This is a genomic window from Nocardia rosealba (assembly GCF_020216065.1).
In the GTDB taxonomy this organism is placed as follows: domain Bacteria; phylum Actinomycetota; class Actinomycetes; order Mycobacteriales; family Mycobacteriaceae; genus Nocardia; species Nocardia rosealba.
The window spans coordinates 274,180-298,915 of the sequence record NZ_JAIWNA010000006.1 but is presented as its reverse complement, the minus strand read 5'-3'; the positions used below and the strand labels follow the sequence as shown (position 1 = coordinate 298,915).

23 protein-coding genes are annotated in these 24,736 nt (G+C 68.2%); 13 read left to right on the top strand and 10 right to left on the bottom strand.

What is annotated here, in order from left to right:
* Window positions 1-35 precede the first annotated feature (35 nt).
* The 9 genes from rpmH to LDL21_RS22565 all read left to right on the top strand — a co-directional run bounded on the left by rpmH (window position 36) and on the right by LDL21_RS22565 (window position 6,795).
* Window positions 36-179, top strand: a complete 144-nt coding sequence (gene rpmH / locus LDL21_RS22605; protein ID WP_071932098.1) for a 50S ribosomal protein L34 — start codon at window positions 36-38, stop codon at window positions 177-179.
* Between the two features lie 22 nt (window positions 180-201).
* Window positions 202-618 (top strand): ribonuclease P protein component, encoded by a 417-nt coding sequence (gene rnpA / locus LDL21_RS22600; RefSeq protein ID WP_181698204.1) that lies wholly within the window; start codon window positions 202-204, stop codon window positions 616-618.
* The gene (yidD, locus tag LDL21_RS22595; RefSeq protein ID WP_067495118.1) at window positions 618-917 is read left to right on the top strand and encodes a membrane protein insertion efficiency factor YidD; all 300 of its coding nucleotides are present in this window, start codon (window positions 618-620) and stop codon (window positions 915-917) included. Before rnpA ends, yidD begins: the two co-directional genes overlap by 1 nt.
* A gap of 4 nt (window positions 918-921) precedes the next feature.
* Window positions 922-1,995, top strand: a complete 1,074-nt coding sequence (gene yidC / locus LDL21_RS22590) for a membrane protein insertase YidC (RefSeq protein ID WP_181698206.1) — start codon at window positions 922-924, stop codon at window positions 1,993-1,995.
* A 26-nt stretch (window positions 1,996-2,021) separates the two neighbouring features.
* Entirely contained in the window at window positions 2,022-2,555 is a 534-nt protein-coding gene (locus tag LDL21_RS22585; RefSeq protein WP_067978066.1) for a Jag family protein, read from the top strand.
* 93 nt (window positions 2,556-2,648) lie between these two features.
* Complete coding sequence (rsmG, locus tag LDL21_RS22580) at window positions 2,649-3,395, top strand: 16S rRNA (guanine(527)-N(7))-methyltransferase RsmG (protein WP_225281645.1); 747 nt, start codon at window positions 2,649-2,651, stop codon at window positions 3,393-3,395.
* A gap of 506 nt (window positions 3,396-3,901) precedes the next feature.
* Entirely contained in the window at window positions 3,902-4,897 is a 996-nt protein-coding gene (locus tag LDL21_RS22575) for a ParA family protein (protein WP_067644030.1), read from the top strand.
* A 37-nt stretch (window positions 4,898-4,934) separates the two neighbouring features.
* Complete coding sequence (locus LDL21_RS22570; RefSeq protein ID WP_067644027.1) at window positions 4,935-5,963, top strand: ParB/RepB/Spo0J family partition protein; 1,029 nt, start codon at window positions 4,935-4,937, stop codon at window positions 5,961-5,963.
* Window positions 5,964-6,069: 106 nt separating this feature from the next.
* Complete coding sequence (locus LDL21_RS22565; protein ID WP_181698208.1) at window positions 6,070-6,795, top strand: GNAT family N-acetyltransferase; 726 nt, start codon at window positions 6,070-6,072, stop codon at window positions 6,793-6,795.
* 121 nt (window positions 6,796-6,916) lie between these two features.
* Here the strand turns inward: LDL21_RS22565 and LDL21_RS22560 are convergent, their stop codons facing one another.
* The 9 genes from LDL21_RS22560 to LDL21_RS22520 all read right to left on the bottom strand — a co-directional run bounded on the left by LDL21_RS22560 (window position 6,917) and on the right by LDL21_RS22520 (window position 19,920).
* On the bottom strand, window positions 6,917-8,140 hold the full coding sequence (locus tag LDL21_RS22560) for an N-acetylmuramoyl-L-alanine amidase (protein ID WP_181698209.1): 1,224 nt from the start codon (window positions 8,138-8,140) through the stop codon (window positions 6,917-6,919).
* Window positions 8,141-8,274: 134 nt separating this feature from the next.
* Complete coding sequence (gene trxA / locus LDL21_RS22555) at window positions 8,275-8,607, bottom strand: thioredoxin (protein ID WP_225281643.1); 333 nt, start codon at window positions 8,605-8,607, stop codon at window positions 8,275-8,277.
* Window positions 8,608-8,638: 31 nt separating this feature from the next.
* On the bottom strand, window positions 8,639-9,625 hold the full coding sequence (trxB, locus tag LDL21_RS22550; protein ID WP_181698210.1) for a thioredoxin-disulfide reductase: 987 nt from the start codon (window positions 9,623-9,625) through the stop codon (window positions 8,639-8,641).
* A gap of 212 nt (window positions 9,626-9,837) precedes the next feature.
* The gene (locus LDL21_RS22545) at window positions 9,838-10,641 is read right to left on the bottom strand and encodes an RsmA family anti-sigma factor (protein ID WP_225281642.1); all 804 of its coding nucleotides are present in this window, start codon (window positions 10,639-10,641) and stop codon (window positions 9,838-9,840) included.
* 96 nt (window positions 10,642-10,737) lie between these two features.
* A complete protein-coding gene (gene sigM / locus LDL21_RS22540) occupies window positions 10,738-11,295 on the bottom strand; it encodes an RNA polymerase sigma factor SigM (protein WP_225281725.1) in 558 nt (185 codons plus the stop codon).
* A gap of 329 nt (window positions 11,296-11,624) precedes the next feature.
* Window positions 11,625-15,389: a murein biosynthesis integral membrane protein MurJ gene (locus LDL21_RS22535; protein ID WP_225281641.1), complete on the bottom strand. Its 3,765-nt coding sequence runs from the start codon at window positions 15,387-15,389 to the stop codon at window positions 11,625-11,627.
* Between the two features lie 86 nt (window positions 15,390-15,475).
* Window positions 15,476-15,916 (bottom strand): hypothetical protein, encoded by a 441-nt coding sequence (locus LDL21_RS22530; RefSeq protein WP_225281640.1) that lies wholly within the window; start codon window positions 15,914-15,916, stop codon window positions 15,476-15,478.
* Window positions 15,917-17,020: 1,104 nt separating this feature from the next.
* On the bottom strand, window positions 17,021-19,468 hold the full coding sequence (locus LDL21_RS22525; RefSeq protein ID WP_225281639.1) for a DUF6049 family protein: 2,448 nt from the start codon (window positions 19,466-19,468) through the stop codon (window positions 17,021-17,023).
* Window positions 19,465-19,920 (bottom strand): NUDIX hydrolase, encoded by a 456-nt coding sequence (locus tag LDL21_RS22520; protein ID WP_067495077.1) that lies wholly within the window; start codon window positions 19,918-19,920, stop codon window positions 19,465-19,467. Before LDL21_RS22520 ends, LDL21_RS22525 begins: the two co-directional genes overlap by 4 nt.
* Before the next feature lie 418 nt (window positions 19,921-20,338).
* On the opposite strand from LDL21_RS22520, the gene LDL21_RS22515 reads away from it, so the two are divergent.
* On the top strand, window positions 20,339-21,793 hold the full coding sequence (locus tag LDL21_RS22515) for a CCA tRNA nucleotidyltransferase (protein WP_181698214.1): 1,455 nt from the start codon (window positions 20,339-20,341) through the stop codon (window positions 21,791-21,793).
* On the opposite strand, the gene LDL21_RS22510 is transcribed toward LDL21_RS22515, so the two are convergent.
* Window positions 21,790-22,644, bottom strand: a complete 855-nt coding sequence (locus LDL21_RS22510) for a hypothetical protein (RefSeq protein WP_225281638.1) — start codon at window positions 22,642-22,644, stop codon at window positions 21,790-21,792. The two genes, LDL21_RS22515 and LDL21_RS22510, sit on opposite strands and share 4 nt — an antisense overlap.
* Window positions 22,645-22,742: 98 nt before the next feature.
* On the opposite strand from LDL21_RS22510, the gene LDL21_RS22505 reads away from it, so the two are divergent.
* The 3 genes from LDL21_RS22505 to LDL21_RS22495 are packed head-to-tail and all read left to right on the top strand — an operon-like array spanning window position 22,743 to window position 24,705.
* A complete protein-coding gene (locus tag LDL21_RS22505) occupies window positions 22,743-23,141 on the top strand; it encodes a TOBE domain-containing protein (protein ID WP_225281637.1) in 399 nt (132 codons plus the stop codon).
* Window positions 23,138-23,878, top strand: a complete 741-nt coding sequence (gene modA, locus LDL21_RS22500) for a molybdate ABC transporter substrate-binding protein (RefSeq protein WP_225281636.1) — start codon at window positions 23,138-23,140, stop codon at window positions 23,876-23,878. Before LDL21_RS22505 ends, modA begins: the two co-directional genes overlap by 4 nt.
* Window positions 23,875-24,705, top strand: a complete 831-nt coding sequence (locus LDL21_RS22495) for an ABC transporter permease (RefSeq protein WP_181698217.1) — start codon at window positions 23,875-23,877, stop codon at window positions 24,703-24,705. Before modA ends, LDL21_RS22495 begins: the two co-directional genes overlap by 4 nt.
* Window positions 24,706-24,736 lie beyond the last annotated feature (31 nt).

The following is a 24,736-nucleotide window of genomic DNA, read 5'->3' as shown; positions in this document are numbered from 1 at the left end:
CTCACCGGTGCCCACCAACTCGAGGAGTGTTGACCGTGGCCAAGGGCAAGCGGACGTTCCAGCCGAACAACCGTCGTCGGGCGCGCGTGCACGGCTTCCGCCTCCGGATGCGGACCCGTGCGGGCCGCGCCATCGTTTCGGCGCGTCGCCGTAAGGGCCGCTCCGAACTGACTGCCTGATCGCGCGTAGTCGGACGCTCGGGTGTTGCCTGAGCCGTATCGGTTGCACCACCGTGCTGATTTCTCCCGCACGGTGCGCCGCGGTCAGCGAATCGGGAGGCGAGATCTCGTCGTACACGCGTTCACGCATACGTACGACGATGTCGCCGACGGCGATTCCCTGGTCCGCGTAGGCGGTCCTCGGTTCGGGCTGATTGTCAGCAAGGCGGTGGGTAACGCGGTGGTTCGCCACCGGGTGGCCCGCCGCCTGCGTCATATGTGCGCCCAGGTGATCGATGACCTGCCCGCCGATACCGATGTCGTGATCCGGGCCCTGCCCGGTGCGGCTACCGCCGACTCCGCCGAGTTGCTGCGCCAGCTGCGCGCCGGACTCCGCAAGCTCGGCTTGCACCGGGTTCCGGCGGCCGCGCTCGGTCGCACCTCGGCCGGTGAACGGTGATGCGCACGCTCGCTCGGTTACCCGCGAACGCGCTGATCTTCCTGATCGAGCTCTACCGCACTTATGTCTCCCCCACCCGGATGCCGATCTGCCGCTTCACCCCCACGTGCAGCGAGTACGCGGTGACCGCCCTGCGGACCCGCGGGCTGGTCGTCGGATCGGTACTGACGGTCGTTCGCCTGGCCAAATGCGCGCCCTGGCACCCTGGGGGGTGGGATCCCGTGCCGGAGCGCGGGTCGAATGCTTTCACCAAGTCATCGCCCGCGCTGATCGGCGATACGAACGACGGGAGTACCTAGAGCCGTGCTCGACATCATCTACTGGCCGGTATCCGCCATCCTATGGTTCTGGCACAAAGCCTTCGGCTTCGTGTTCGGCCCCGACAGCGGGCTCACCTGGAGCCTCGCCGTGGTGTTCCTGGTCTTCACCCTCCGGCTGGTGTTGTACAAGCCGTTCGTGAAGCAGGTCCGCACCACGCGGCAGATGCAGGAGCTGCAGCCCCAGATCAAGGAGCTGCAGAAGAAGTACAAGAACGACCGCGAGACCATGGCGCGGGAGATGCAGAAGCTGCAGAAGGAACACGGCTTCAACCCGCTCATGGGCTGTCTGCCGGTGCTGGTGCAGGTGCCGGTGTTCCTCGGTCTGTTCCATGTGCTCCGCTCGTTCAACCGGACCGGTCACGGCTGGGGTCAGCTCGGTTTGACCGCCGAGGAAAACGCCAACATCGGCAACTACATCTTCAGCGCCACCGACGTCCAGTCGTTCCTGAGCGCCCGTATCTTCGGCGCCCCGATCGCGGCATTCATCACCGCGCCGGTGAGTGAGCTGCAGGCATTCGCGGACTGGGGCGGCACGCCGACCCGGATGAGCATCGCGCTCGTCGCCGTCCCGCTGATGGTGATCGCCGGCGTGGCGACCCACTTCAACGCTCGCGCTTCCGTCGCTCGCCAGACCCCTGAGGCCGCAGCCAACCCGCAGGCCGCCATCATGAACAAGCTGTCGCTGTGGGTCTTCCCGCTCGGCGTGATGGTCGGTGGCCCCTTCCTGATGATCGGCATCCTGCTCTACTGGGTGGCCAACAACATCTGGACCTACGGACAGCAGCACCTGGTGTTCGGCCGGATGGAGAAGGAAGAAGAGGCCAAGAAGCAGAAGAAGCTCGAGCTGCGGGCGCAGAACGCGCCCAAGCCCGGTGCCAAGCCGGTCGACGTCCGCAAGAAGCAGGACGCGCCCGCCGACGAGTCGCCCTCGGCGAACGGCACCGCGGCGAGCAACGGCACCCCGAAGCAGTCGGCCAAGCAGGGCGGCAAGCGTAAGCCCGGCGGGCAGCAGCGGCCGGGAAACCGTGGCCGCGCGAACCAGAAGCGTAAGCGCTGAGACGCGACCGGATAGAGGGAAATCCAATGACTGTTGAGACCCAGACCGACGGAGGGGACGCCACCGTGTCGACGACTGTGGACGTCGTGAACGACGCCGAGGAGGCGTTGATCGAAGAGGGCGAGATCGCGGGCGACTACCTCGAGCAGCTGCTGGACGTGCTCGACTTCGACGGCGACATCGACCTCGACGTAGAGGGCGACCGTGCGGTCGTGAGCATCGACGGCGGCCGCGACCTGACCAAGCTCGTCGGCCGCAATGGTGAAGTTCTCGACGCGCTTCAGGAACTCACCCGCCTGGCCGTGCAGCAGGCGACCGGCGTCCGTAGCCGCCTGATGCTCGACGTGGCCGGCTGGCGCGCCCAGCGCCGTGCCGATCTGAGCGAGCTGGGTGTGGCCGCCGCCAAGCGGGTGCTCGAGTCGGGCAAGCCCGAGGCGCTGTCGGCGATGACACCGTTCGAACGCAAGATCGTGCACGACGCCGTTGCCGACATCGACGGCGTGGCGAGCGAGAGCGAAGGTGTCGAGCCGAATCGTCATGTGGTGGTTGTGCCGGAGTAGGCTCACACCGCCGCGACCACGCAGGAAGTAGTAAGGCCTCCGGTCCCGGACCGGGGGCCTTATTCATGCCCCGATCACCACCACTGGAGAAGGATGTTTCACGTGGAACGAGAACTGGGTGCGCTGTCCGCCGAACTGGAACCGCCCGCTGCCGCAGCCCGGCTGTTCGGTGACCGCCTGGACCTCGCCCGCCGCTACTGCGCGGCGCTCGCCACCGCAGGCGTGGAGCGCGGGCTCATCGGTCCGCGCGAAGTCCCCCGGCTCTGGGAGCGGCACATCCTCAATTGCGCGGTGGTCGGTGAACTGATCGACGAAGGCGCGTCCGTGGTCGATGTCGGCAGCGGCGCCGGACTGCCGGGCATCCCGTTGGCCATCGCGCGGCCGGACCTTCGTATCACGCTCGTGGAGCCGCTGCTGCGCCGCACGGTGTTCCTGAGCGAGTTCATCGAGGACGCCGGGCTCGATGTCACCGTCGTGCGCGGGCGTGCCGAACAGTCGGGCGTCATCAAGGAAGCCGGTGGTGCGGATGTCGTCACCTCCCGAGCAGTCGCCCCGCTCGCCAAACTGGCGCACTGGTCGCTTCCCCTCCTCCGCGACCACGGACGCATGCTCGCGCTCAAAGGAACCAGCGCCGCTGAGGAACTCGAGCGTGACGGTGCCGAACTGATTCGCGACGGCGCGACCGATCTTCGCGTCGTCGGCTGCGGCGCCGGGATTGTCGAAATCCCGACCCTCGTCATCAGCGCCGAACTCCTCCCCCGGGCCGAACGCCCGAACCGTCGCGGCGGACGTAAAGCCGCTGGCGCGGAAAAGAAGATGAGAAAGCGCAACAACTCCTGAATCGCCACTTCCTCGCTTTCGAATGCCACTCACCGAGTTTCGTACCGTGACGAAATAGGCCGAGGGTGGTTGGGTGCACCTGATTCAGGTCGAATTTCGCCATAGCGACTGGGATGGCAAGAGGTGGGCGCAGGAGTAGCAGACTACGGCCATGCCTCGACCGTCGTGATGGCTGATCGTCAGCGGAACCGGCTCCAGCGCGGAATCCGGTGGGGGCGACGGCCAATGACTCGTGCGGTGTTTCACGTGGAACGCGATCGCGCGTTGTTTCCCGTGAAACAAGCGTCGGTGAAGTGAATTCTGTGCCGCGTTGTGCGTGTCCCGTGCGGCGTGCCGCGATTCAGCTTTCCTAACTGTCCCGGTGCTGGCAAGCTATTGAGGGTCGGCGCGAGTGAGTCCATCTCCTCGAATTTCGAGTTCTCCACCGACGCAGTTTGTTTGTGATGACACGGCGCCGACGTTCGTCGGGGATACGTGATCTGAAGTTCTCGGGTTAGGAGCAATCTATGTCGAGCGGTCCGGCGAATGTTTCACGGGAAACAACGTCGCGGGTCCCGGGGATGCTGGACTCCAGCAGCTTCGACGCGGAGACGTTCGGGAATACTCCTTTCGGGCACATCTCCCCCGCCGAGACCCCGATCGCGGCGGAAGCGCAACGCGCCAGCCAGATTCTGCATCCAGGAAAGGTCACTGTGCCGAAACCCCGCGAGCAACGGATCATCACCATCGCCAACCAGAAGGGTGGCGTAGGCAAAACGACAACGACGGTGAATCTTGCCGCCGCACTGGCGCATCAGGGGATGACCGTCCTCGTCGTCGATCTAGACCCGCAGGGCAATGCGAGTACGGCGCTGGGCGTCGCCCACCACTCCGGTGTGCCATCCAGTTACGAGCTGCTGATCGGTGAGGTGTCGGTGACCGACGCCATTCAGCAGAGCCCGCACAGCGAACGTCTGTTGTGCGTTCCCGCCACGATCGACCTCGCCGGTGCGGAGATCGAACTGGTCTCGATGGTCGCGCGCGAAGGTCGGTTGAAGACCGCGATTCGCGACGCCGCCGTCGCCGGATACGACATCGACTACGTGTTGATCGACTGCCCGCCCTCGCTCGGTCTGCTCACCGTCAACGCGCTCGTCGCGGCCAAGGAGGTGCTGATCCCGATCCAGTGCGAGTACTACGCGCTGGAGGGCGTCGGCCAGTTGCTGCGCAATATCGGGCTGGTGCAATCGCACCTCAACCCGGAGCTGCACGTGTCGACGGTGCTGCTCACCATGTACGACGGCCGCACCAAGCTGGCCGACCAGGTCGCGGAGGAAGTGCGCAATCACTTCGGCGACGTGGTGCTCAAGTCGATGATCCCGCGCAGCGTGAAGGTCTCGGAGGCGCCGGGCTACGGGATGACCGTGCTCGATTATGATCCAGGCTCCCGTGGCGCGATGAGCTACATGGACGCCGGGCGTGAGCTCGCCGGGCGCGCCCAGGTTGTCCAGGGCGCGTCGTAGTGCTGGTGTGTTGGAACGAGGAAGGGATCGGTAGCCGATGAGTCAGGCGAAAAAGGGCGGTCTCGGTCGCGGGTTGGCGGCGTTGATCCCGACGGGGCCCGCCGTGGCGCCCGGGCTCAGCAGTTCCGCGGCGAGCGTGATCGGCATCAACCCGATCGGCCCGCAACCGGCCGAGGCGTTCCTGCATCGCGTTCCCGATGCCGAGCCCGCAGAGCCGGAGGAGGATCTGGTCTCCCCCGGCGACGCGGTGTACCGAGAGATCCCCGCGGATCAGATCGAACCGAACCCGAAGCAGCCGCGCTCGGTGTTCGAGGAAGAGGCGCTCGCCGAGCTGGTGCACTCGATCCGTGAATTCGGGTTGATGCAGCCGATCGTGGTGCGTCGGCTCGAGCCGGGTGTCGACAAGTTCCAGTTGGTCATGGGCGAGCGTCGGTGGCGCGCATGCCAAGAAGCGGGCCTGGCTACGATCCCGGCCATCATCCGCGATACCGCGGACAGCTCGATGCTGCGCGACGCGCTGCTGGAGAACATCCATCGCGTGCAGCTGAATCCCCTCGAAGAGGCGGCGGCGTATCAGCAGCTGCTCGAAGAGTTCGATGTCACCCACGAGGAACTGGCCTCACGTATCGGCCGCTCGCGTCCGGTGGTGACGAACATGATCCGGCTGCTGAAGCTCCCGATTCCGGTGCAGCGTCGGGTGGCCGCCGGTGTGCTGTCGGCCGGCCATGCCCGCGCGCTGCTCGGTTTGGACGCGGGCGCCGAGGCGCAGGAGGCGCTGGCGGAACGGATTGTCGCCGAAGGTTTGTCGGTGCGCTCCACCGAGGAAGCGGTGACGCTGGCCAACCGCAATCCGTCGGAGGTCGCTCCCCCGGCGCCGAAGCGCAAGCCGATCCACATGCCGGGTCTACAGGAAGTCGCCGAACGCCTATCGGGTTCCTACGACACCCGCGTGACGGTGAGCCTCGGCAAGCGCAAGGGCAAGATCGTTGTCGAGTTCGGTTCCGTCGAAGATCTCGAGCGCATTGTGGCGCTGATGGAGCAAGCCAGCCCTGAAACGTCACTGTGACAGGGACTTCCCAGCCTTTATACATCTCGGAAAGAGGCGGCATTACTGTGGATAGTGATGTGGCGTGAGCGTGGATGAATCGGACAGCTGGAGGCTGAACAGAGCAGTGTCGACCAGCGTCACAGCATTGACCCTCGACGGACTCGATCGGCTTCCGGCGCATACCCGGCGGTGTGTTTTCTGGGAGCTCGATCCGGCGGTCGCCGCCGACTCCCAGTCCTTCAGCGATCCGGTCTTCGAGAAGGAGGCATGGCTCTCGACGGTCATGCTCGAATGGGGATCATGCGGGCAGGTGGCACAGGTCGACAACAACATCGCCGGCTGCGCGCTGTATTCGCCGCCGAGTTCGGTGCCGCGCTCGACCCTGTTCCCCACCTCCCCCGTGAGCCCGGACGCCATCCTGCTGACGACGCTGCAGGCCGAATTCCCCTATGACGAATCTGATGTAGCCCACCGGCTGGTGCAGGCCGTGGTGGCCGATCTGGTGCGTCGCGGTGTGCGGGCGCTCGAGGCATTCGGCATCCGCAATGGACCGCCGTCGAGCTCGGTCGCCGATCGGGGGCTCGGCTCGTCGATGCGGCTCATGGAACGGATCGCCGCTCCCCTGCGCGATCGGGCCTCGACCACCCAGTGCACCCCGGAAACCTGCATGATCGACGCGGACTTCCTCGAGGACGTCGGCTTCGAAGTGGTGGCCCAGCATCACCGCTTCCCACGCCTGCGTCTCGAACTCGACTCCGACCACGGCTGGAAGGAAGACGTCGAGCGCGCCCTCGACCAGCTTCTGGCCGCCGCCGAGATGGCCCCACCTGCCAGAATCGGCGTGCGCTAGCCGACACAAGAAAGCGGCCCCGCCTGCGCGGGGCCGCTTTTGTGGTTTCGGGAGAACATGGGTGACTCGCCGGGGACGGGCTGCCGCGACCCGCTACTCGGTCTGGCCGCCGACGTAAGCCTCACCGCACCTGGGTCTGGCCTGAAACTCCGGGGAGGCGGACGAGACCGGAATTTTCCGGCAGCCGATCCTGGGCCGCCAGTTCCTCGGCGAGCAGTTCGGCGAAGGTGTAGGTACCGGTGGGCTGGTCGTCCTGGCCGAGCAGGTACAGCCGCTTCACCGAGATGAGGATCGCCTCGGCGATCACGTCCCGCATGCGCGGGTTGGTGAGGATGGAGGCGTCGTATTCGTTGGTGAGGTAGCCCAGGTCCACCTGGACCGTCGGCATCTTGGTGAGGCGCAGCAGATCCCAGGTGCGCTGATGGGTGCGGCAGTCCTGCAGGGACGTGCGGGCAACCACTTCGCGCTGGATGAACCCGGCGAGTACCTGCCCGATCATCGACACCGAACCGTGCGAATTACCGAAGTAGAACCCGGCGACGCCCTGCGCCGACGGATTGTCGCTCATCGCGCAGCGCAACGAGATCATCAGATCGGCATCGAAAGCGTTGGAGGTATCGGCGCGTTCGGCATCGGTCGGGTTGGCGCCCCACGGACGCGACAGGAACGTCTCCATGCCGGTGGCGGCCATCCGGCCCTCGAGCCGCGAGGCCAGATCCCACAGGATCTCCGACTCGTACACGTCACCGAACTCCGTCGGCACGGCGAATCCCTTGTCGGGGCCACCGAATCCGGGGTCGATGACGATGCGCTTGCCGGTGAGCTGCGGTCCCGCCCGGTGCACCACCTCTTCCTCGGCGATGCGATGCGGGTTGCCGCCGGTGACGCGCGCGCCGAGCAGATCGAGCGAGCGCAGTGTGTCGGGCCCACAGATGCCGTCGGCCGAGAGACCGATCTCGCGCTGGAAGGCGCTGAGTCCCTCGTGGGTGTGTGGACCGAAGTAGCCGTCGACCCGGTGCACGTAGAAGCCGAGGTCCTGCAGCTTGCGCTGCAAGGTGGCCACGTCGTCGCCGTACAGCGGGGCGGACAGCTGGTAGATCAGTGTGCGGGCACCCAGGCGATAGGAGGCTTCCTTCAGCGCGCGATACGTGGCCGGGCCGACGATCCCGTCGACGAGCAGACCACGCTGCTGCTGGAACGCGCGAACCGCCGAGTCGAGCGAGCGGTCGAAGACCACATCGGTGTCCTGCCAATCGTGCTGGCGATGCAGGAAACCGAGGCTTGCGAGGGTGCTCCGAACCTCTGCGACGGCCGGTCCTGAATCGCCGTGACGAAGTCGGTGCATGCGTAAGAGCCCTTTCCTTCGGCCGGAGCGTCCGTCGATTGTCTCAGACCCGGGCGGTATTACGGGAATCCCGGGTCCAGGCATCCTACGGCGCGTCGGCCGGTGGGAGGTGTCTTTGTCGGATCGATCGCGGCTCAGATGAGCCCGTCGAGCTCGCGCAGCAGCGCCGCCTTGCCCTTGGCGCCGACGATCTGCTTCACCGGCTTGCCGCCCTGGAACAGGATCATGGTCGGCAACGACAGGATCTGGTAGTCGCGGGCTGCGCCGGGGTTGGCCTCGGTGTCGAGCTTGGCGATGGTGAGCTTGTCGGCATGGGTGCCCGCGATCTCCTCCAGCACGGGGGCGACCATCTTGCACGGGCCGCACCAGTCGGCCCAGAAGTCGACGAGCACGGGCTTCTCGCTGAGCAGCACGTCGTCGGCGAAGGACTGGTCGGTCACGGTGATGGTGTTGGCACTGTCGGCCATGGGTGTTCTCCTAGCTGGGTGGAACGCGAAATCAGTTGGCGGACACCGCGGCCGGGCCATCGGCGTTGTCGAGTGTGTTGGCGGTGATGTCGCCCTGCTCGGCGAGCCAGCGCTCGGCGTCGATGGCGGCGCGGCAGCCGGTGCCCGCGGCGGTGATCGCCTGGCGGTAGGTGTGGTCGACGAGGTCGCCCGCGGCGAACACGCCCGCCACATCGGTGGCGGTGCCCGGATCGGTCACCTGCACATAGCCTTCACCGTCGAGCGCGACCTGGCCCTTGACCAGTTCGCTGCGCGGATCGTGGCCGATGGCGACGAACAGGCCGGTGGCCGCCAGTTCGGATTCTTCGCCGGTCCTGGTGTCGCGCAGGGTGAGGCTGGTGACGCTGTTGTCGCCGTTGACCTTCACGACCTCGGCGTTGAGCCGGAAGTTGATCTTCTCGTTGGCCTTGGCGCGCTCGAGCATGATGCGTGAGGCACGGAACTCCTCGCGGCGGTGCACGATGGTGACGCTGGCGGCGAACTTGGTGAGGAAGGTCGCTTCCTCCATCGCCGAGTCGCCGCCGCCGACCACCACGATGTCCTGGCCCTTGAAGAAGAAGCCGTCGCAGGTGGCGCACGCGCTCACGCCGCGGCCGAGCAGTTCCTGCTCACCGGGGACGTGCAGGTAGCGGGCAGCCGAACCCATGGCGAGGATGACGGCGTAGGCCTCGAAGGTCTCGTCACCGACAGTGACCTTCTTCACCGGGCCGGACAGGTCGATCGCGTCGACGTCCTCGGTGCGCAGGTCGGCGCCGAAACGCTTGGCCTGCTCGCGCATCTGCTCCATCAGGTCGGGGCCCATGATGCCCTCGCGGAAACCGGGGAAGTTCTCCACCTCGGTGGTGGTCATCAGGGCACCACCGAACTGGGTGCCCTCGAAGACCAGGGGCGCCAACTCGGCGCGGGCGGCATAGACGGCCGCCGTGTAGCCGGCGGGTCCTGAGCCGACGATGATCAGGTCGCGAACTGGCGTGCTCATGGGGCCCTTCCGAAAAGCAATGCTGGGACGTGTCAGTCAACAACAGCCTAAACGGTGTTGTTCCCTGTGTTGGTTTGGCGGCTGGCGCCGCGGTTCTCGGCGCTGAACCCCCGCCTCTTCCCTCCCTACGGGCACTCCTTCGTCGCACCCTTCGGTCAGTCCAGAGGCGGGGACGCGCCGAGAACGGGTGAGTGTGGGGCCAGAAGGGCTGGTCAGCCGATGTCGCGGACGGCTAATCGGCTGGGGGCGCCCGTGGTGCATCCGGTGCCGACGACCAAAGCGGTGATGGTGGGGGTTTGGGGGCCTTTGACGAGGACGAGTACGGCGTCGTCGCCGCGGAAGGTGATGCTCGACGCACCCAGGACGGCACGGTCGATGCCGTTGGCCTGCACGCAGCGGGTGAGGGCGGCTTCGTCGGCGAGGGGGCCGTGCACGTCGCGTTTGCCGAGGGCGGTGAGGGCGGCGGCCGCGGTGAGGTCGTCGCCCGGGGTGGCCGGTTCGGTGGGTGGGGCCGCGGTCGGTGTGCCGTCGGTGTTGTCGAGGGTGCCGACTACGGCGCCCGCACCCGCGAGGACGGCGATCGTGGCCGCTGCCGCCACCAAGAAACCCATCCTGCGCCGGGACTTGTACTGCGCCAACGAGATCGGCGTGGACTGTTCCGCGGCGGGGGTGGCGATGGTCGGGACAGACGTGATCCGTGCGGTCGGGCCGTCGCCCGCGTCGGGTTCGGCGACGGCAGGCACGGAGGTGATTCGTTCGGTCGGCCCCTCGTTGGCGTCGAGTTCGGCGACGAATCGGAACATGCGGTCGGCCACGTCGTCGGGCATGCGGTGCATGACCAGGTCGTCGTCGGCCAGCGTACGGAGGTGGGTGTTCACCTCGTCGAGATCGTTCAGATAGCGCAGCGCGTCCGGGTCGGTGCGGACCTTGGGCCACAGTTGCTCGCGGAGTTCCGGTGCGAGATTGTCGGCGTGCAGATCGGCCAGCAGTTCCGACGGGAACGGAGGCTGCGGCACGGATCGAGCCACCTCGCACCTCCCCTGTTCTGTCGATTTTCGGATCGCAGCATGTACATCGCTGACTTGTTCGTCACTGTTAATGACGCATCCGGGCTAGCTCCGGTTCCCTGGATCCCGGAAAAATTCCAAACGTTCTTGCAAACGTACGCGCGCTCGGGCGCATCTGCTCTTGATCGTGCCTTCCGCCACGCCGAGTGCCAAGGCGGTTTCGGCCACACTCCGCCCCTCCATCTCGGTCATCACCAGGGCGAGCCGCTGTTCGTCAGGGAGGGTGAACAGCGCCTCGCTCACCACGAGGTTCAGCTCGTAGTCGGCGTAGGCATCGCGTGGCTCGACCGCCTCGGGCATGGTGTCGGGGGTGACGGAGATGGCGCGGCGGGTCTTGTTGCGCCGGATCCGGTCGAGGCAGGCGTTCACGACGATGGCGTGCAACCAGCTGCGCACCTCGGACTCGGCGCGGAACGTCTCGGCGGTGCGATGGGCGGAGAACAAGGCGTCCTGCAGGCAGTCGGCGGCGTCCTCACGGCTGTACGACGTGCGCAGCGCGGTCTGCCAGAGGTGGTCCTTGTGCCTGCGCAGCAGTTCGGAGAAGGCATGCGGTTCGCCGCGTACGTGCGCGGCGAGGAGTTCCTTGTCGCTGCCGTTCTCCAGGAACGAGCGATCGCGGAACGCCGCCTGGCGCGTTGTCCCCCCGCGTACTTGCTCGTTGACTTCCGGCGACAACACCTGACCCCTTGGACAGCGCTCATTACGGCGACTTCATGTCGGCGAACGAGGCCGATCCATCACCTGACTACAACGCGGCGTCCAGGACCGACGTCGACAGATCCTGGGTAGCTCCCTGCCGAGAGCGCGGGGTGATCATATCGCTGATAACAATTGCGCACCAACCGGACCGCGGTTCGATGAACAGTGATGTTCTAGCGCGAAATAGGCATCCACCTGCGCAGATAGCAGGTGGGAAGGACTGCGGCGCGGATTTACGGCGCGGCGTCGAAGCGGACGTCGGCGACGGCGGTCTGGAACTGTCCGCCCGAATTCGCCAGTCCGGTGATCCATACGAGCACGAAGCGAGCAGCCTGATCGGTCTGCACGGCGACCTCGGTGACGCCGTCGCCGAGACGGGCGGAGCCGATCAGCTGAGTCTGGTCGAGCGTAGGCGTCTCGGTGGGCGAGGTCCGGATCTCGACGGTGCTGCCCGCACTGGGCGAGGTGATCGAGACATTGGTGAGTTTGGCGGGCGCGGGCAGCGTGGCCAGCAGTCCCACGCCCTTCTTGAGGGCGGGGAACTGCTGGAAGTACTGGTCGGTGCGCCACACCGTTTCCGGGTTCTGGTCGAGCACCGCGCCCGCCGTCGCGGCGCCGTCGGGGGTGCCCTCCGGGGAGAACACCCTGGCACCGGTGACGGCCACCGGCACACTCGACGGTTGCGCGGGCTGGTCCGCCGTCGGTGCGGCGGCCGCGCTCGGCGGCGCCACACTCGACGTGAGCCCGATATTGATCTGCTGATCCAGCGGCTTGTCCGACGCGCCGGGCGCGAAGATACTCACCATCCACCAGATCAAGATGCCGACCACCAGCGCGGCGAGCACGCCGAGGCCGACCATGATCCACATCATCCGCTTGGAGCGTTCGCGTTCGGCCGCAAGCAGTTCCGGGTCGGCGAGCGAATCGGGGCCGGCCGCGACCGCCCGCTGACCAAGCCGCAGCACGGGGATGAAATCGGTCTTCTGATCGACGACCGAGGCCTGCTCGAGCACGTGCTGCACGGTGGCGGCGGTGCGCACACCCTTGTTCGATTCCAGCGACCGCACGGCGACGGCCGAGATCTCGAACGGCACCTCGGGCCGGATCTGGCGCGGCTCGACCGGAGTTCCGTCGGGCCCGAAGTCGGCCAGCCGCAGCCCGCCGATCGTCGCGGCCGTACCGGTGACACCGCCCACGCGAATCGGCCAGCGCGCGGTGATGAGCGCGTAGAGCATGGCACCGAGGCCACGCACATCGGACTGGGCGTCGGAATCGCCGAGCGTGCCGGGGAAGGCGAGCACGGCGTCGCCGGAAGCGCTGATCCGGATGCGGTCGGGATGGTCGATCGAGAGCGAGCCACCGCCGCGATGGGCCAGTTCGGCCGCCGAGGCGAGTACCCGGATGGCCCGGGCGGCACCGATCGGCGACGGCACGGTCTCGGCCATCTCCCGCAGCGACCGGCCGGGTGTCCACTCCGCGACCACGATGCCGCCGGAACTACCGCGCACCACGTCCAGGACCCTTGCCAAGCCGGGCGAGTTGATGCGGCCCAGGCGCAGCGTGCGCGACAGGATCGCCTGCGGACCGTCGTGGCCCGCGTTCTCACCCGACTTCTGATCGGCATCGACGAAGGTCAGCGCGACCTCGCGGTCGAGTTTGATGTCGAGGGCCTGCCAGAACTTGAGCCCGCGCGCGCCGCCGTGGCTGGCGAGCAGGCGATACCGGCCGCCCGCGACCGACGCGCCGGGGATCAGCTTCGGTCCGCGCTGCGGGCGTTGCACGTCCTGCGGCGGTACGGGGATCGGCAGCATGCCGGTGTCGTGGGTCGGATCGTGCGGCGGTGCGGCCGCGCGACGGTCCTCGGTCGGTTCGTTCTTCTCCGGCGACCCGTCTGCCTGCAGGTTCTTGCTGTCGTCGGGCGCGTCGGCGTGTTCGGATCCCGCGGTGTCTGCCCCGTCGGGCCGGACATCGGTGGACCTTCCTCCTGCGGCGCGCGCCGCAGAATCAGCGGCTGGGACGCCGCCCACCGCGTCATCGCTCACCCTCGGTCCTCCTTCGGCCTGATCTCCCGTATCGGTCTGCCGAACAGCGTACGGGAACTGTGCTTGACCGGTGATGTCAACAGCACCGGGCCGGATCACGGGCAACACCATGGTCTGGGTGTCCAGCGACTGCCCGTACGCCGGGAAGGCGTAGGTGTCGGGCCTGCGCAACACGGTGGTCGCGTAGATGTCCTCGGCCGAGGCGTCCTCGTCGAGCGCGAGTTCCGGCGCGGGCGGGGTGATGCCGAGCTTGCGCGAGACGGCGACGGTGATCGCCACCACCTCGGGGATGCCGACCAGACGCATCAGCCCGAACGCCACCGAGAACAGGACGAGCGCGTCGACGGTGACCCGCAGCAACGAGGCCGGGCCGCCGGTGACGTTCGCGAGGCCGGTCACGGTGTCGATGATGAGCATCACCGCGCCGCCCGCGATCGAGGCGAGCACCACCCGGGTGATGGTGCGGCCGACATTGGACATGCGCAGATCGCCGAGGCTGCGGTGCAGCAGTACCCCGCCGATCACCGCGCCGACGGTGAAGCTGAGGCCGGTGGCGACGCCGAGGATGATGACCACGTCGTCGCTGTCGCGAGCGATCACCGGGGCGAGCGCCGAGCAGGCGATCTTCACCGTGGTGATGCCGAGGATGATCCAGGTCGGCGTCCATGCCTGTTCGCGGGCGTAGAAGACGCGCAGGTGGATCAGCACGAGCGAATACGGGATCAGCGTGAAGGCCGACCAGCTCACCGCGCTGCCGAGGCGGGCGGCGTCACCGGAGAACCGGGCGTATCCGTAGAGGGCCTCGCCGATCGCCGGGCCGGCCAGGGTCATGAAGGCCACGATCGGGATCAGCGCGATCATGGTGAGGCGGGTGGCCGCGGACAGGTCGTCGACCACGGCGGGCGTGTCGTCGGCGGCGGCGTTGCGGCTCAGCCTCGGCATGATCGCGGTGAGCAGCGTGACGCCGATGACGCCGTAGGGCAGCTGCAGCAGCGCCCAGGCATTGGCGAAGATCGCCGGGCCCGCCTCGTCGGCCGCGGAGGCGATGTTGTTCGCCACCACCAGGCCGACCTGGCTGATGAGCACGTACAGGATGATCGCGGCGCCCATCTTGCCGAACTGCTTGAGGCGCGCGTCGATGCCCCACAGCGGGCGCAGGTCGATGCCGTGCCTGCGGATGGCGGGCAGCAGGCTCAGCGCCTGGGTGGCCACACCGGCGGTGATGCCGAGGCCGAGGACCAGCAGTTTCGGGTCGCTCATCCGTACCGGGTCGAGCGTGATCTCACCGGGTGTGAGCGCGTACACCGCCAGCACGACGAGAGCGACGATGTTGTTCATCACCGGTGCCCACGCGCCCGGTTTGAAGGCCTGTCTGGTGTTGAGGATGGCCGTGAACAGCGCCGACATGCCGTAGAACAGGATCGCCGGTGCGAGCAGGTAGGTGAGTGCGGTGGTCAGCGAGGTGTTGACCTTGCCGTCGGAGTCGACGAGCACGTGGCTGGCCAGGATGGGCGTCGCGGCGAGCGTGAGGACTGTCGCCACGAAGAGCACGGCGAAGGCGGCGGTCACCAATCTTCGGACGAACTCGGCGCCGTTGTCGGCGTCTTCCTGTTCGGCGCGCACCAGGGTCGGCACGACGATCGCCGTGAGCACCGCGCCGAGGACCAACTCGGCCACCATGTTCGGGATCAGGTTCGCCGAGATGAACGCACTGGCGATGGCCGGACCGAGCACGGTGAGCAACAACAGCTGCTTGGCGAACCCGGTGATCCGGCTGACGAGCGTCGCCACGGCGATCGACCCGGAATCTTTGAGCAGCTTCTCGTTGGCCGACTGTGGATTCGTGTCACGCGGCGCGGGCTTCTCGGTGCGAATCCGCTCGGGACGCGCGATCACCTGCGTCTGTTCGGCCGCCCGCACCGCGTCACCACCGGGCCGACTCGATGCCGCGGGCATCCCGGGGAAGTTGTCGCGCCCAGGCCCCGGTCGAGCTGCCTCGTACCCACGCGGCGGCGGACCGGCCTGCGGACGCCGCCCAGGATCTACCTCGGGACGTGCCTGCCGAGGAATCGCCCCGGACGCCCCCGCGGCCCGCTGCTGCGGAAACTCCCCCGACCGGGGCCCCGGCCGCTGCGGACCACCCGGCCGCTGTGCAGGCCCTTGATGCGCATCATCGCCACCTCGAGGACCGCGCGGTTGCCCGCCGCCAGGCTGACCGACTCCAGATCGTCCGCCGGCGCCGGGCTGTCCGCCGATGCCGGGCTGACCGCCGACGCCAGGCTGACCGCCGCGACTCCCTTGCTCGCCCGCACCGGGGTGCTCGACGCCACCGCGACCGCCCATGACCGAGGGTCCGGCCGGGCCCGCCGAACCTCGCTGCTGACCTGGCCGGTCGCCCGGCTCGACGCCGGTGGGACCGGGTCGCTGGCCTGGCGCGGGCGGGAACTCGCCCCGCTGACCGCCGGGCACCGAGCCGAAGCCACCCGGGCGTCCGTCGGGGCCGGGGCCCTGTGGTCGGAACTCGCCGGGGCGACCGGGTTCGGGGCGCCGCGGCCCACCAGCGCCGGGCACTCGCGGATCAATCGGCGGTGGTTGCGACGACTCGCCGTAAGGAGCGGCCGATCGCGGATCCGGTGCGGGTCGCTGTGGCCCTGGGCCACCCGGTCGCTGCTGGCGGGGGAACTCCCCCGAACGCCCGTCTGCCGGATAGGACTGAGGAGGCTGTGGACCACCCGGTCGCTGCTGCCGAGGCAACTCCCCGGAACGGCCGTCGGCCGGATACGGCTGGGGTCGCTGCGGACCAGGGCCGCCCGGTCGCTGCTGGATCGGGAATTCGCCGGAAGATGCGGGCCGACGGTTGCTTTCGCCGGTACGTCCCGGTGCGCGCAGCGCGTCGTCCGCCACGGCGCCGTTCGGGTCCCCCGGTCGCGGTGGCTGCCCGCGCAGCGGGTCTGCGGGCCTCGGACGGTGATTCGGCTCGACGGGCGGCATGTGCGGCTGACGCGGAGCACCAGGTGCCCCGCCGTAGTTCGACTCGCCGGGATGAGGTGCGCGCGGGGGTTCACCGGGGCGATGGCGCGGCTCGTCATCGCGCGGATACTGCGCGTGCGGCGGCTCGCCCGGCGATGGACTGAAGTTCGGTTCGCCGGGCCGGGACGCCTGCGGGTACGGCGGCTCACCGGTACGACCGGGCCCGTAGTGCGGCGCGCGAGGGGGTTGGACACGCGGGATTTCGCCCGAGCTGCCGGGAACGGGTCGTCCTGTCGGCTGGGCGGGTCGCGCACCCTGCTGCGGGCCGGGATCAGCGGGGCGCGGCCGGGCCGGGTCGACGGGGCCCAGGCGCGGCGGGACCGGGCGATCGCCGGGACGGGCGGGCACCTGCGGCTCGTCGGTGTCGCGGCCGCTCATTCCACGCTCCCATGGCGCGGCGGGGGCCCAGCGGTGGGTCGGCTCGTCGCGTTCGTCGTGGTTGTGCCGATGAGCGGAATCATCGTCGCCCATCATGCCTCCTGTACCCGGCGCAACCCGCGAATCCCGCCTCGTTCTTGCCTGTCATGGTCCCCCGCGCGCCGGTCAGGCGTGGGTGTTCACTGCCGACGCAGTCGTTGCCGGGCGCGTCGCAGCCGTCCGGCCCGTTCCACCGTTTCGGGGGTGAAGCCCTCGTCGGCGGGGTCGGGTCGGCCGCGGAAGCGCCGCCACAGCCGGCGCCCGGCCAACAGCAACAGCAGTATCGCGGCACATGCCGTAATTATGGCCAAGGCCTGACCGTAGGCGTTCGAACGCACCGAGACCGACGTCGGCTCCCCTAGCGTGATTCCGTCCGGGGTGGTAAGGGCGATGGGAATGACCAGCTTACGGCTGTCACTCACCTCGGTCGGTATCTGAAATGACCGAGTTCCGTTCGGCGGAAGGAGCTGTTCGCCGATATCGGTGATGTTCGTCTCGGAAGGCGCGGAGATCCGGAAGTTCACCCGGATCGCCACCGGCAGGTCATTGCGGGCAACCAGCAGCAACGGGCTCTGCTCGGACGCGAGCGTGTACACACCGCCCGGTGGCAACACCGATACCGACGCGAACACGGTGTCGACTTCCCGGGTCACCTGATCGACACGCCGGTCGGCATGCAGGTCGGCGAGAGTGTCGTCCTCGCCACGCCGGTCCGACAGGCTCAACGCCCGCAGCAGATCCTCGCGCGCGGGCGTGAGGAAGGCCAGCGGCGTCAACTCGGCCTCGGGCAGCTCGACGAGCGCCCGCATCATCTCGGTGATCCGTGCACCCTGGTCGCGCACGGGCACGACGAGATGTTCGGGCGCCGCGTCCTGAGCGGCCGAGGGCAGGTATTCGAGGGTGAACGGGCGCGGATCCGGCTCCTGCGCGACGAGCTCGGCGAACGGCCGGGGCTGGGCCAGCTGGTTACGGGTGAGCAGTTCCACCTGTTTGAGCAGCGCCACACCCTCCTCGCGGCTGGCGCCCCACTGCTGCGGCGGCATCAACAGCTGCGAACGCGGCCGGTCCGGCGCCGGATTCAGCGCGGTCCACGCCATCGCGCCGAGCGCGTCCTGCAACCGGGCGGCCCGCGAGTCGTTGGTGACGTCGAAGCGCACCTTCGACGGTGTGAACGAGGGCGTCGGCGGGTTGGAACCCACGGCGGCCAGCGCCGTCGCCGACCAGATGTCGAAGGTCGTCACCCGCAGCGCCGGATCGGTGTTCGGCCCCGCCTCGACGCTCACATCCGGCACCCGCACCACGTCCGGCGCGGCCTGCTCCCCGCCGACGACCGTGCCGGGCACGAACGTCGACGGTGTGGAGGTGAGCGCGGTCTCCGGATCCGGCACCGAACCCTCACCCGATACGGCCGACCCGGCGAGCACCGCCGTGCCGTACCCGTACTCACGCAGCAGCTGCCCCGCCGCGTGATCGATGCTGCCGGAATCGGGCAGGCTCACCCCGCGCAGCGACCTGGTGCCCAGGATCGCGTCGACCACATCGGCCGGTGCGTGCAATGCCCGCGCCGACAGACCCGGCTCGTTCACCGCCGCCAACGCCGTCACATCGACCTGCGCGTACGGCAACGCCACCGTGCACATCGACCCGGCGAGCGCGCGCAACCGGTCGAGCCAGGCCTGCGCGTTCGCGGCACCGGTCCCCTCCCGCGTCGCGCCCTCCGGATCCGACGGACTCGCCAGCACCCGGTAGCCGCGCGTCATCGTCTGCGCGGTCGACACCAGATCGGGATCGATGGCGATGCACACCGACCCGGCGACCGCGTTGTCCTTACCCGGTGCGGGTGCGACCGCTTCCAGCGCGGCGACCAACTGCTCGAGCCGCCCGCCCTTGCCGAGCGAGGCGGCGAGCTCGTCGTCGAGCAGTTCCACCTGCCCGTTCACCGACCCTGGTTTGCCCGCGACCATGCGCGGCCGGTCGGCCAGCGGCCAGATCACCGTCGTCGCCACCGGTGTGGCCTCCGGTGGCGCGGCGACCGGGGCCGGGTCGCCGTCGGCCGGTGGCAGTCCGAGCACCGGAAGCAGGAAGCGGGCGTCGTCGAGCCGGGCCTGCGAACCGTAGGCCGGCTCACCGTTCACATTCAGCAGCAGCGGATACACACCGGGATCGGTGATGCCGAGCGACGCGCCGTCGCCGCCGCGCAACGCGATCCGCACCGAGAACTGTTTGCGCTGGCCAGGACTCAGCTGCGGCGTCACATCCTCGAACGGCCCGGTCACGTCGTAGTTCACCTGATCGAGCCGCAGCGAACTGCGCAATCCGCTCGGCGAGAGCACCGGGGCGGCGCGCTGGATGCGCACGCTCACATCGTCGACCACCCGGTCACCGATATTGGTGACCGTCCCCGACACGGTGAGCACCGGGTCGCTGTTCGTGGTCACCGTGCCCGGCGCCACCGCGTCCAGGGTGAGTTTGAGGAACTTCGGCGCCGACGCGTCGTCCGGTTGCGCCTGCGCCACCGCGGGCAGCAGCGCCACCGAACCCAAGATGGTCAGGACCGCCGTGATCAGCCGGAACAGTCCACCCGTCATCGCTTGCCGGTCTCCATCCGGTCGATCATCCGATTAGCCACCTCGGCCAGCCGCCGCTCGTCGGCGTAGGCCAATCGGGAATCCAACTCGCTCAACGGAACCCACGCAACCTGGGTGACTTCCACGTCGGCATCGGACAACTCACCGCCCAGACACCGCAGCAGATAGTGGTGCACGGTCTTGTGTACCCGTCTGCCCTCGGTGACGAACCAGTAATCGATATTGCCCAGCTCGGCGACCACCTCGCCGATGATGCCGGTCTCCTCGGCGACCTCACGCATGGCGGTCTGCTCGGAGGTCTCGCCCTCCTCGATGTGGCCTTTGGGCAGCGACCACAGCAACCGCCCGCGCCGATCGGTCCGCCCGATCAACGCGGCGCACCGCAGTTCCCTCGGCCCGTCCAAGCCGTCGACAACGAGGCCGCCCGCGGACGTTTCGCGCACCGTGCGCATACGCGGCTTACCGCCGTTACCCGCCCCGCCGCGCCGCCGCGGCTGGCGGCGTCGACTGTTCGCGCGATCGGCCGGAGGAGACACTCCGCCAGCTTAGCTGTGTGGGTGGGGCGCAGGGGTGCGCGAGTTGGTGGTGAGGTTGCGGTGGGTGGTGTGCCCGGCCCTTTATGGATTGCGCCCCGGAGAGTACTGGCTGTGTTTTTGGAGCGCTGGCGCGCTCGAGCGCGGCCCCTGAGGGGCCGCTACGCCGCTTCGCGGCGGACCCTCCTCGAGGTCGGGTCGTGCGGGGCTGGGAATGCTGTCATGGCGGACTTGGGTGGTGCGGGGTGGCTGATAGTGCGGTAGGTGGTGGACTCGAGTGGTGCCGGGGGCTGGGAGCTCGGAATGTGGTTCGACGGGCTCGGTAAGCTCTGTACTCGTGGTTTCCTCTGATGTTGTCGCGGATCGTCGTGCTCGGCTGCTTGCTGGTGCGGCGGTGACGTTGGGGCAGCTGTCCGAGGTGCTGGTGCCGTTGGGGGGCATGTTCGCCGCGCGGGGGCATTCGCTGTATCTGGTGGGGGGCAGCGTGCGCGACGCGGTGCTCGGGCGGTTGGGCAATGATCTGGATTTCACCACCGACGCGCGGCCGGAGGTCGTGCAGGAGCTGATGCGGGGGTGGGCCGATCAGCTGTGGGACACCGGTGGGCTCGCGTTCGGGACGGTGAGTGCGGCCAAGGGGGATCAGCAGCTCGAGATCACCACGTTCCGGGCCGATACCTACGACCGGGTGTCGCGCAATCCGGAGGTGACCTTCGGTGACACGCTCGAGGGCGACCTGGTCCGGCGCGATTTCACGGTGAACGCGATGGCGGTGAAGATCGCCGAGGACGGTTCGCTCGAGTTCGTCGACCCGCTCGACGGGCTCGACGCCCTGCTGAAAGGCGTGCTCGATACGCCTGCGGCACCGCAGGATTCGTTCGACGACGACCCGTTGCGCATGCTGCGCGCGGCCCGCTTCGTCGCGCAGCTCGGTTTCGAGGTGGCACCTCGGGTGCGCACGGCGATCGTGGAGATGGCCGAGCAGATCGACCGCATCACGGCCGAACGGGTGCGCACCGAACTCGACAAGCTGATCGGTGCGGAGCATCCGATCGACGGCATCAACCTCATGTGCGATACCGGTCTCGCCCAGCGGGTGCTGCCGGAGGTGCCCGCGATGAAGCTCGAGATCGACGAGCACCACCAGCACAAGGACGTCTACCAGCATTCGCTGACGGTGCTGTCGCAGGCGATCGACCAGGAGGAGGGCGACCCCGACCTGGTGTTGCGCTGGGCGGCGCTGCTGCACGACATCGGCAAGCCCGACACCAAACGCAACGAGCCGGGCGGCGGCGTGAGCTTCCACCATCACGAGGTGGTCGGCGCGAAGATGGTACGTAAACGCATGCGGGCACTGAAGTACCCGAAGGCGTTCACCGAAGACGTTGCGCGCCTGGTGTTCCTGCATTTGCGCTTCCACGGCTACGGCAAGGGCCAGTGGACCGATTCGGCGGTGCGCCGCTACGTCACCGACGCCGACGACCTGCTCGATCGCCTGCACAAACTGGTCAAAGCCGACTGCACCACCCGCAACAAGCGGCGGGCGGCGGCGTTGCGCGCCACCTACGACGAGCTCGAGCAGCGCATCGCGGCCCTGCGTGAGCAGGAGGATCTGGCGCGGGTGCGTCCGGACCTGGACGGCAACGCGATCATGGAGCTACTCGGCCTCGAGCCGGGCCCGCAGGTGGGCAAGGCGTGGAAATACCTCAAGGACCTGCGCCTGGACCGTGGCCCGATGACCCGCGACGAAGCCGAGGCCGCCCTGCGTGAGTGGTGGGCGACGCAGCAGTCCTAGAACACGATCAGCGTGGTCCCGGCGATGATGGCGTCGCGGATCTGGGTGAGGTCGAACGAACCGGTGGTCTCGGGCAGTTCGATGCGGAATTTCACCACGTCGCCGCGGCGGTGCGCGTAGGAGATGCTCGCCCGGTTGGGCAGGTCGTCGAGCAGCAGCGCGGGCGCCTGCACCACCCGGCGCGGTAGCCGGATGCGGTACCAGCTGGCGCGGCGGATGTCGATGGTGAGCAGGTTGTCGTAGACCTGCGCGTCGACGACCGCGCTCATCTTGCGGGTGCGGTGGGTGGCGACGATCCGGCCCTGCTCGTCGAGCCGGAGCTTCCAGTCCAGGTTCTGTTCGTCCACCCAGTCGATGAGGGCCCCGATGCCGATGCTGCCCTCGATGTCGAGTTGCTGCACGCGAATCTTGGTCGGCACACCGGGAATGAGGCGAACGCCGTGCGCGATCACGGTGACGATGTCGAAGGGGTGGGAGTCCCAGACCAGGTCCGACAGCACCGTTTTGCTCTGGAAGTGGGCACCGCGCCTGCGCACCTTGAAGGTGTCGAGGGTGGCGGTGAGGTCGTGGCCGAGCAGGGTGGCCGACACTTCCCGCCCGCCGAAGCGGCTGAAGATGCCCTCGCTGAGCACGGTCATCAGGACGTCGGGCATCAGCGCGGTGACCGTGCCCGAGCCCAGGTCGGCCACCGGGTCGGCCCAGGACGTGGTGAAGCCGAGCCACTGGTCGATCCACGAGGGGTCGAGCAGACGTTTGCCCAGGTCGACAGCGCCCGCCAGTGACCAGGACTTCGGATCGAAATACGTGGCCATGATGGTCCGAGAGTACTTGCCCGCGGCGTCGGCGGCCATGCTCCACGGCGTGTTGAGCCGACATCACAGCCGGATGCTTCCGCATGTGCGGGAGATTTATCTATGTATCGCCGCATCTGCGGAACTATCCTGGTCGGGTGGCACTACTGCGAATCAAGGAAGCCGCCGATCTGCTCGGGGTCAGCGACGACACCGTGCGCCGGTGGATCGACTCCGGCGCGCTGTCGGCGAGCAAGGACAGCGCCGGCCGGTTGGTCATCGAGGGTCGTGAGCTGGCGGCTCTCGCTGTCGAGCAGGCGCGCCCGCCGCACACCGAGGTGGGCAGTGCCAGTTCGGCCCGGAATCGGTTCCCCGGCTTGGTCACTCGCGTGCTGACCGACACGGTGATGGCACAGGTGGAGATGCAATGCGGTCCGTTCACAGTGGTCTCGTTGATGAGCAGCGAAGCGGTGCGCGAGCTCGGGCTCGAGCCCGGCAGTGTGGCGTTGGCGAGTGTGAAGGCCACGACGGTGGTCGTGGAACGGGCCGCCGGATGAAGCGCGCGCTCGCCTTGGTGGCCGCGCTGACCGTGCTCACCGCCTGTGGTTCCGAAACGGATTCGGCGACAGGTGATTCGACGCTCACCGTGTTCGCGGCCGCCTCGTTGAAGAAGGTCTTCACCGATCTGGAGGACGACTTCGAAGCCACGAATCCCGGTGTGGACCTGCGGTTCTCGTTCGCCGGATCGTCGGATCTGGCCGCCCAGTTGCAGGCCGGTGCGCCCGCCGACGTCTTCGCCTCGGCAGACCAGCCGACGATGGACAAAGTGATCGCCGAGGGACGCATCACCTCTTCGCGCGCCTTCGCCACGAACGTCCTCACCATCGTCACCGCACCCGGTAACCCGAAGGAGGTCAACAGTTTCCGCGATCTGACCAAGGATGGCGTGTCCGTCGTCGTGTGTGCGCCGCAGGTGCCGTGTGGCCGAGCGACACAGAACGTCGCGGGGGCAGCGCAGGTGACATTGCGGCCGGTGAGTGAGGAATCGTCGGTGGCCGATGTGCTGACCAAGGTGACTTCCGGACAGGCGGACGCGGGCCTGGTGTACGTCACGGATGCGGCGAGTGCCGGCGCGAAGGTGCGTACGGTCGCGATCCCCGAGGCTTCGGCGGCGGTGAACACCTATCCCATCGGGGCGGTCGACGATGCGGGCAATGCCGGGAAGTTCATCGACCTGGTGACCGGCCCGACGGGTCGGCGGGTGCTGACCGAAGCCGGGTTCGGTGTGCCGTGAGAACCGGCGCCGCAGGGTTTCCCCGCTGGTTGTTGCTGCCCGCGCTGCTCGGATTCGCCCTGGTCGTCGTGCCGCTCGGCGCCTTGGCCTGGGGCGTGGAATGGGGTCGGTTCGGTGCGCTGGTGACCACCGAGGCCTCGCGCGACGCACTGTGGTTGAGCCTGCGGACGGCGGCCGCGAGCACGCTGCTGTGCGTGCTGCTCGGTGTACCGATGGCCGTGGTCCTGGCCAGGGCGCGATGGCGCGGGCTACCGGTGCTGCGCGCACTTGTGTTGCTGCCCTTGGTATTACCGCCGGTGGTCGGTGGTATCGCCCTGCTGTACACCTTCGGGCGGCGTGGGCTGTTGGGAAGCCACCTCGAAGCCCTCGGTGTGCAGATCGCGTTCAGCACGACGGCGGTGGTGCTCGCGCAAACCTTTGTGGCACTGCCGTTTCTGGTCCTCACACTCGAGGGCGCGTTGCGGACGGCGGGTCACCGCTACGAGCAGATCGCGGCCACCCTCGGTGCCGGGCCGAGCACGGTGTGGTGGCGGATCACCCTGCCGCTGATGCGTCCCGCGCTCATCTCCGGTGCGGTGCTCGCCTTCGCCCGCGCGCTCGGTGAATTCGGCGCCACCCTCACCTTCGCGGGGAGCCTGCAGGGCCGAACCCGCACGCTCCCCTTGGAGATCTACCTGCAACGCGAAGCCGATCCCGATGCGGCCGTTGCGCTTTCGGTGGTGCTCATCATCGTCGCGATTCTGATCGTCCTCCTCGCCTACCGCCGTACCAGCCCGATCCCAGGCACCCAGCTAGGCAGCGCCCGCAGCGGAGGGAGAGCGGAATGAGCCCACACGACGAGCCGCGAAGCGTGCCGTC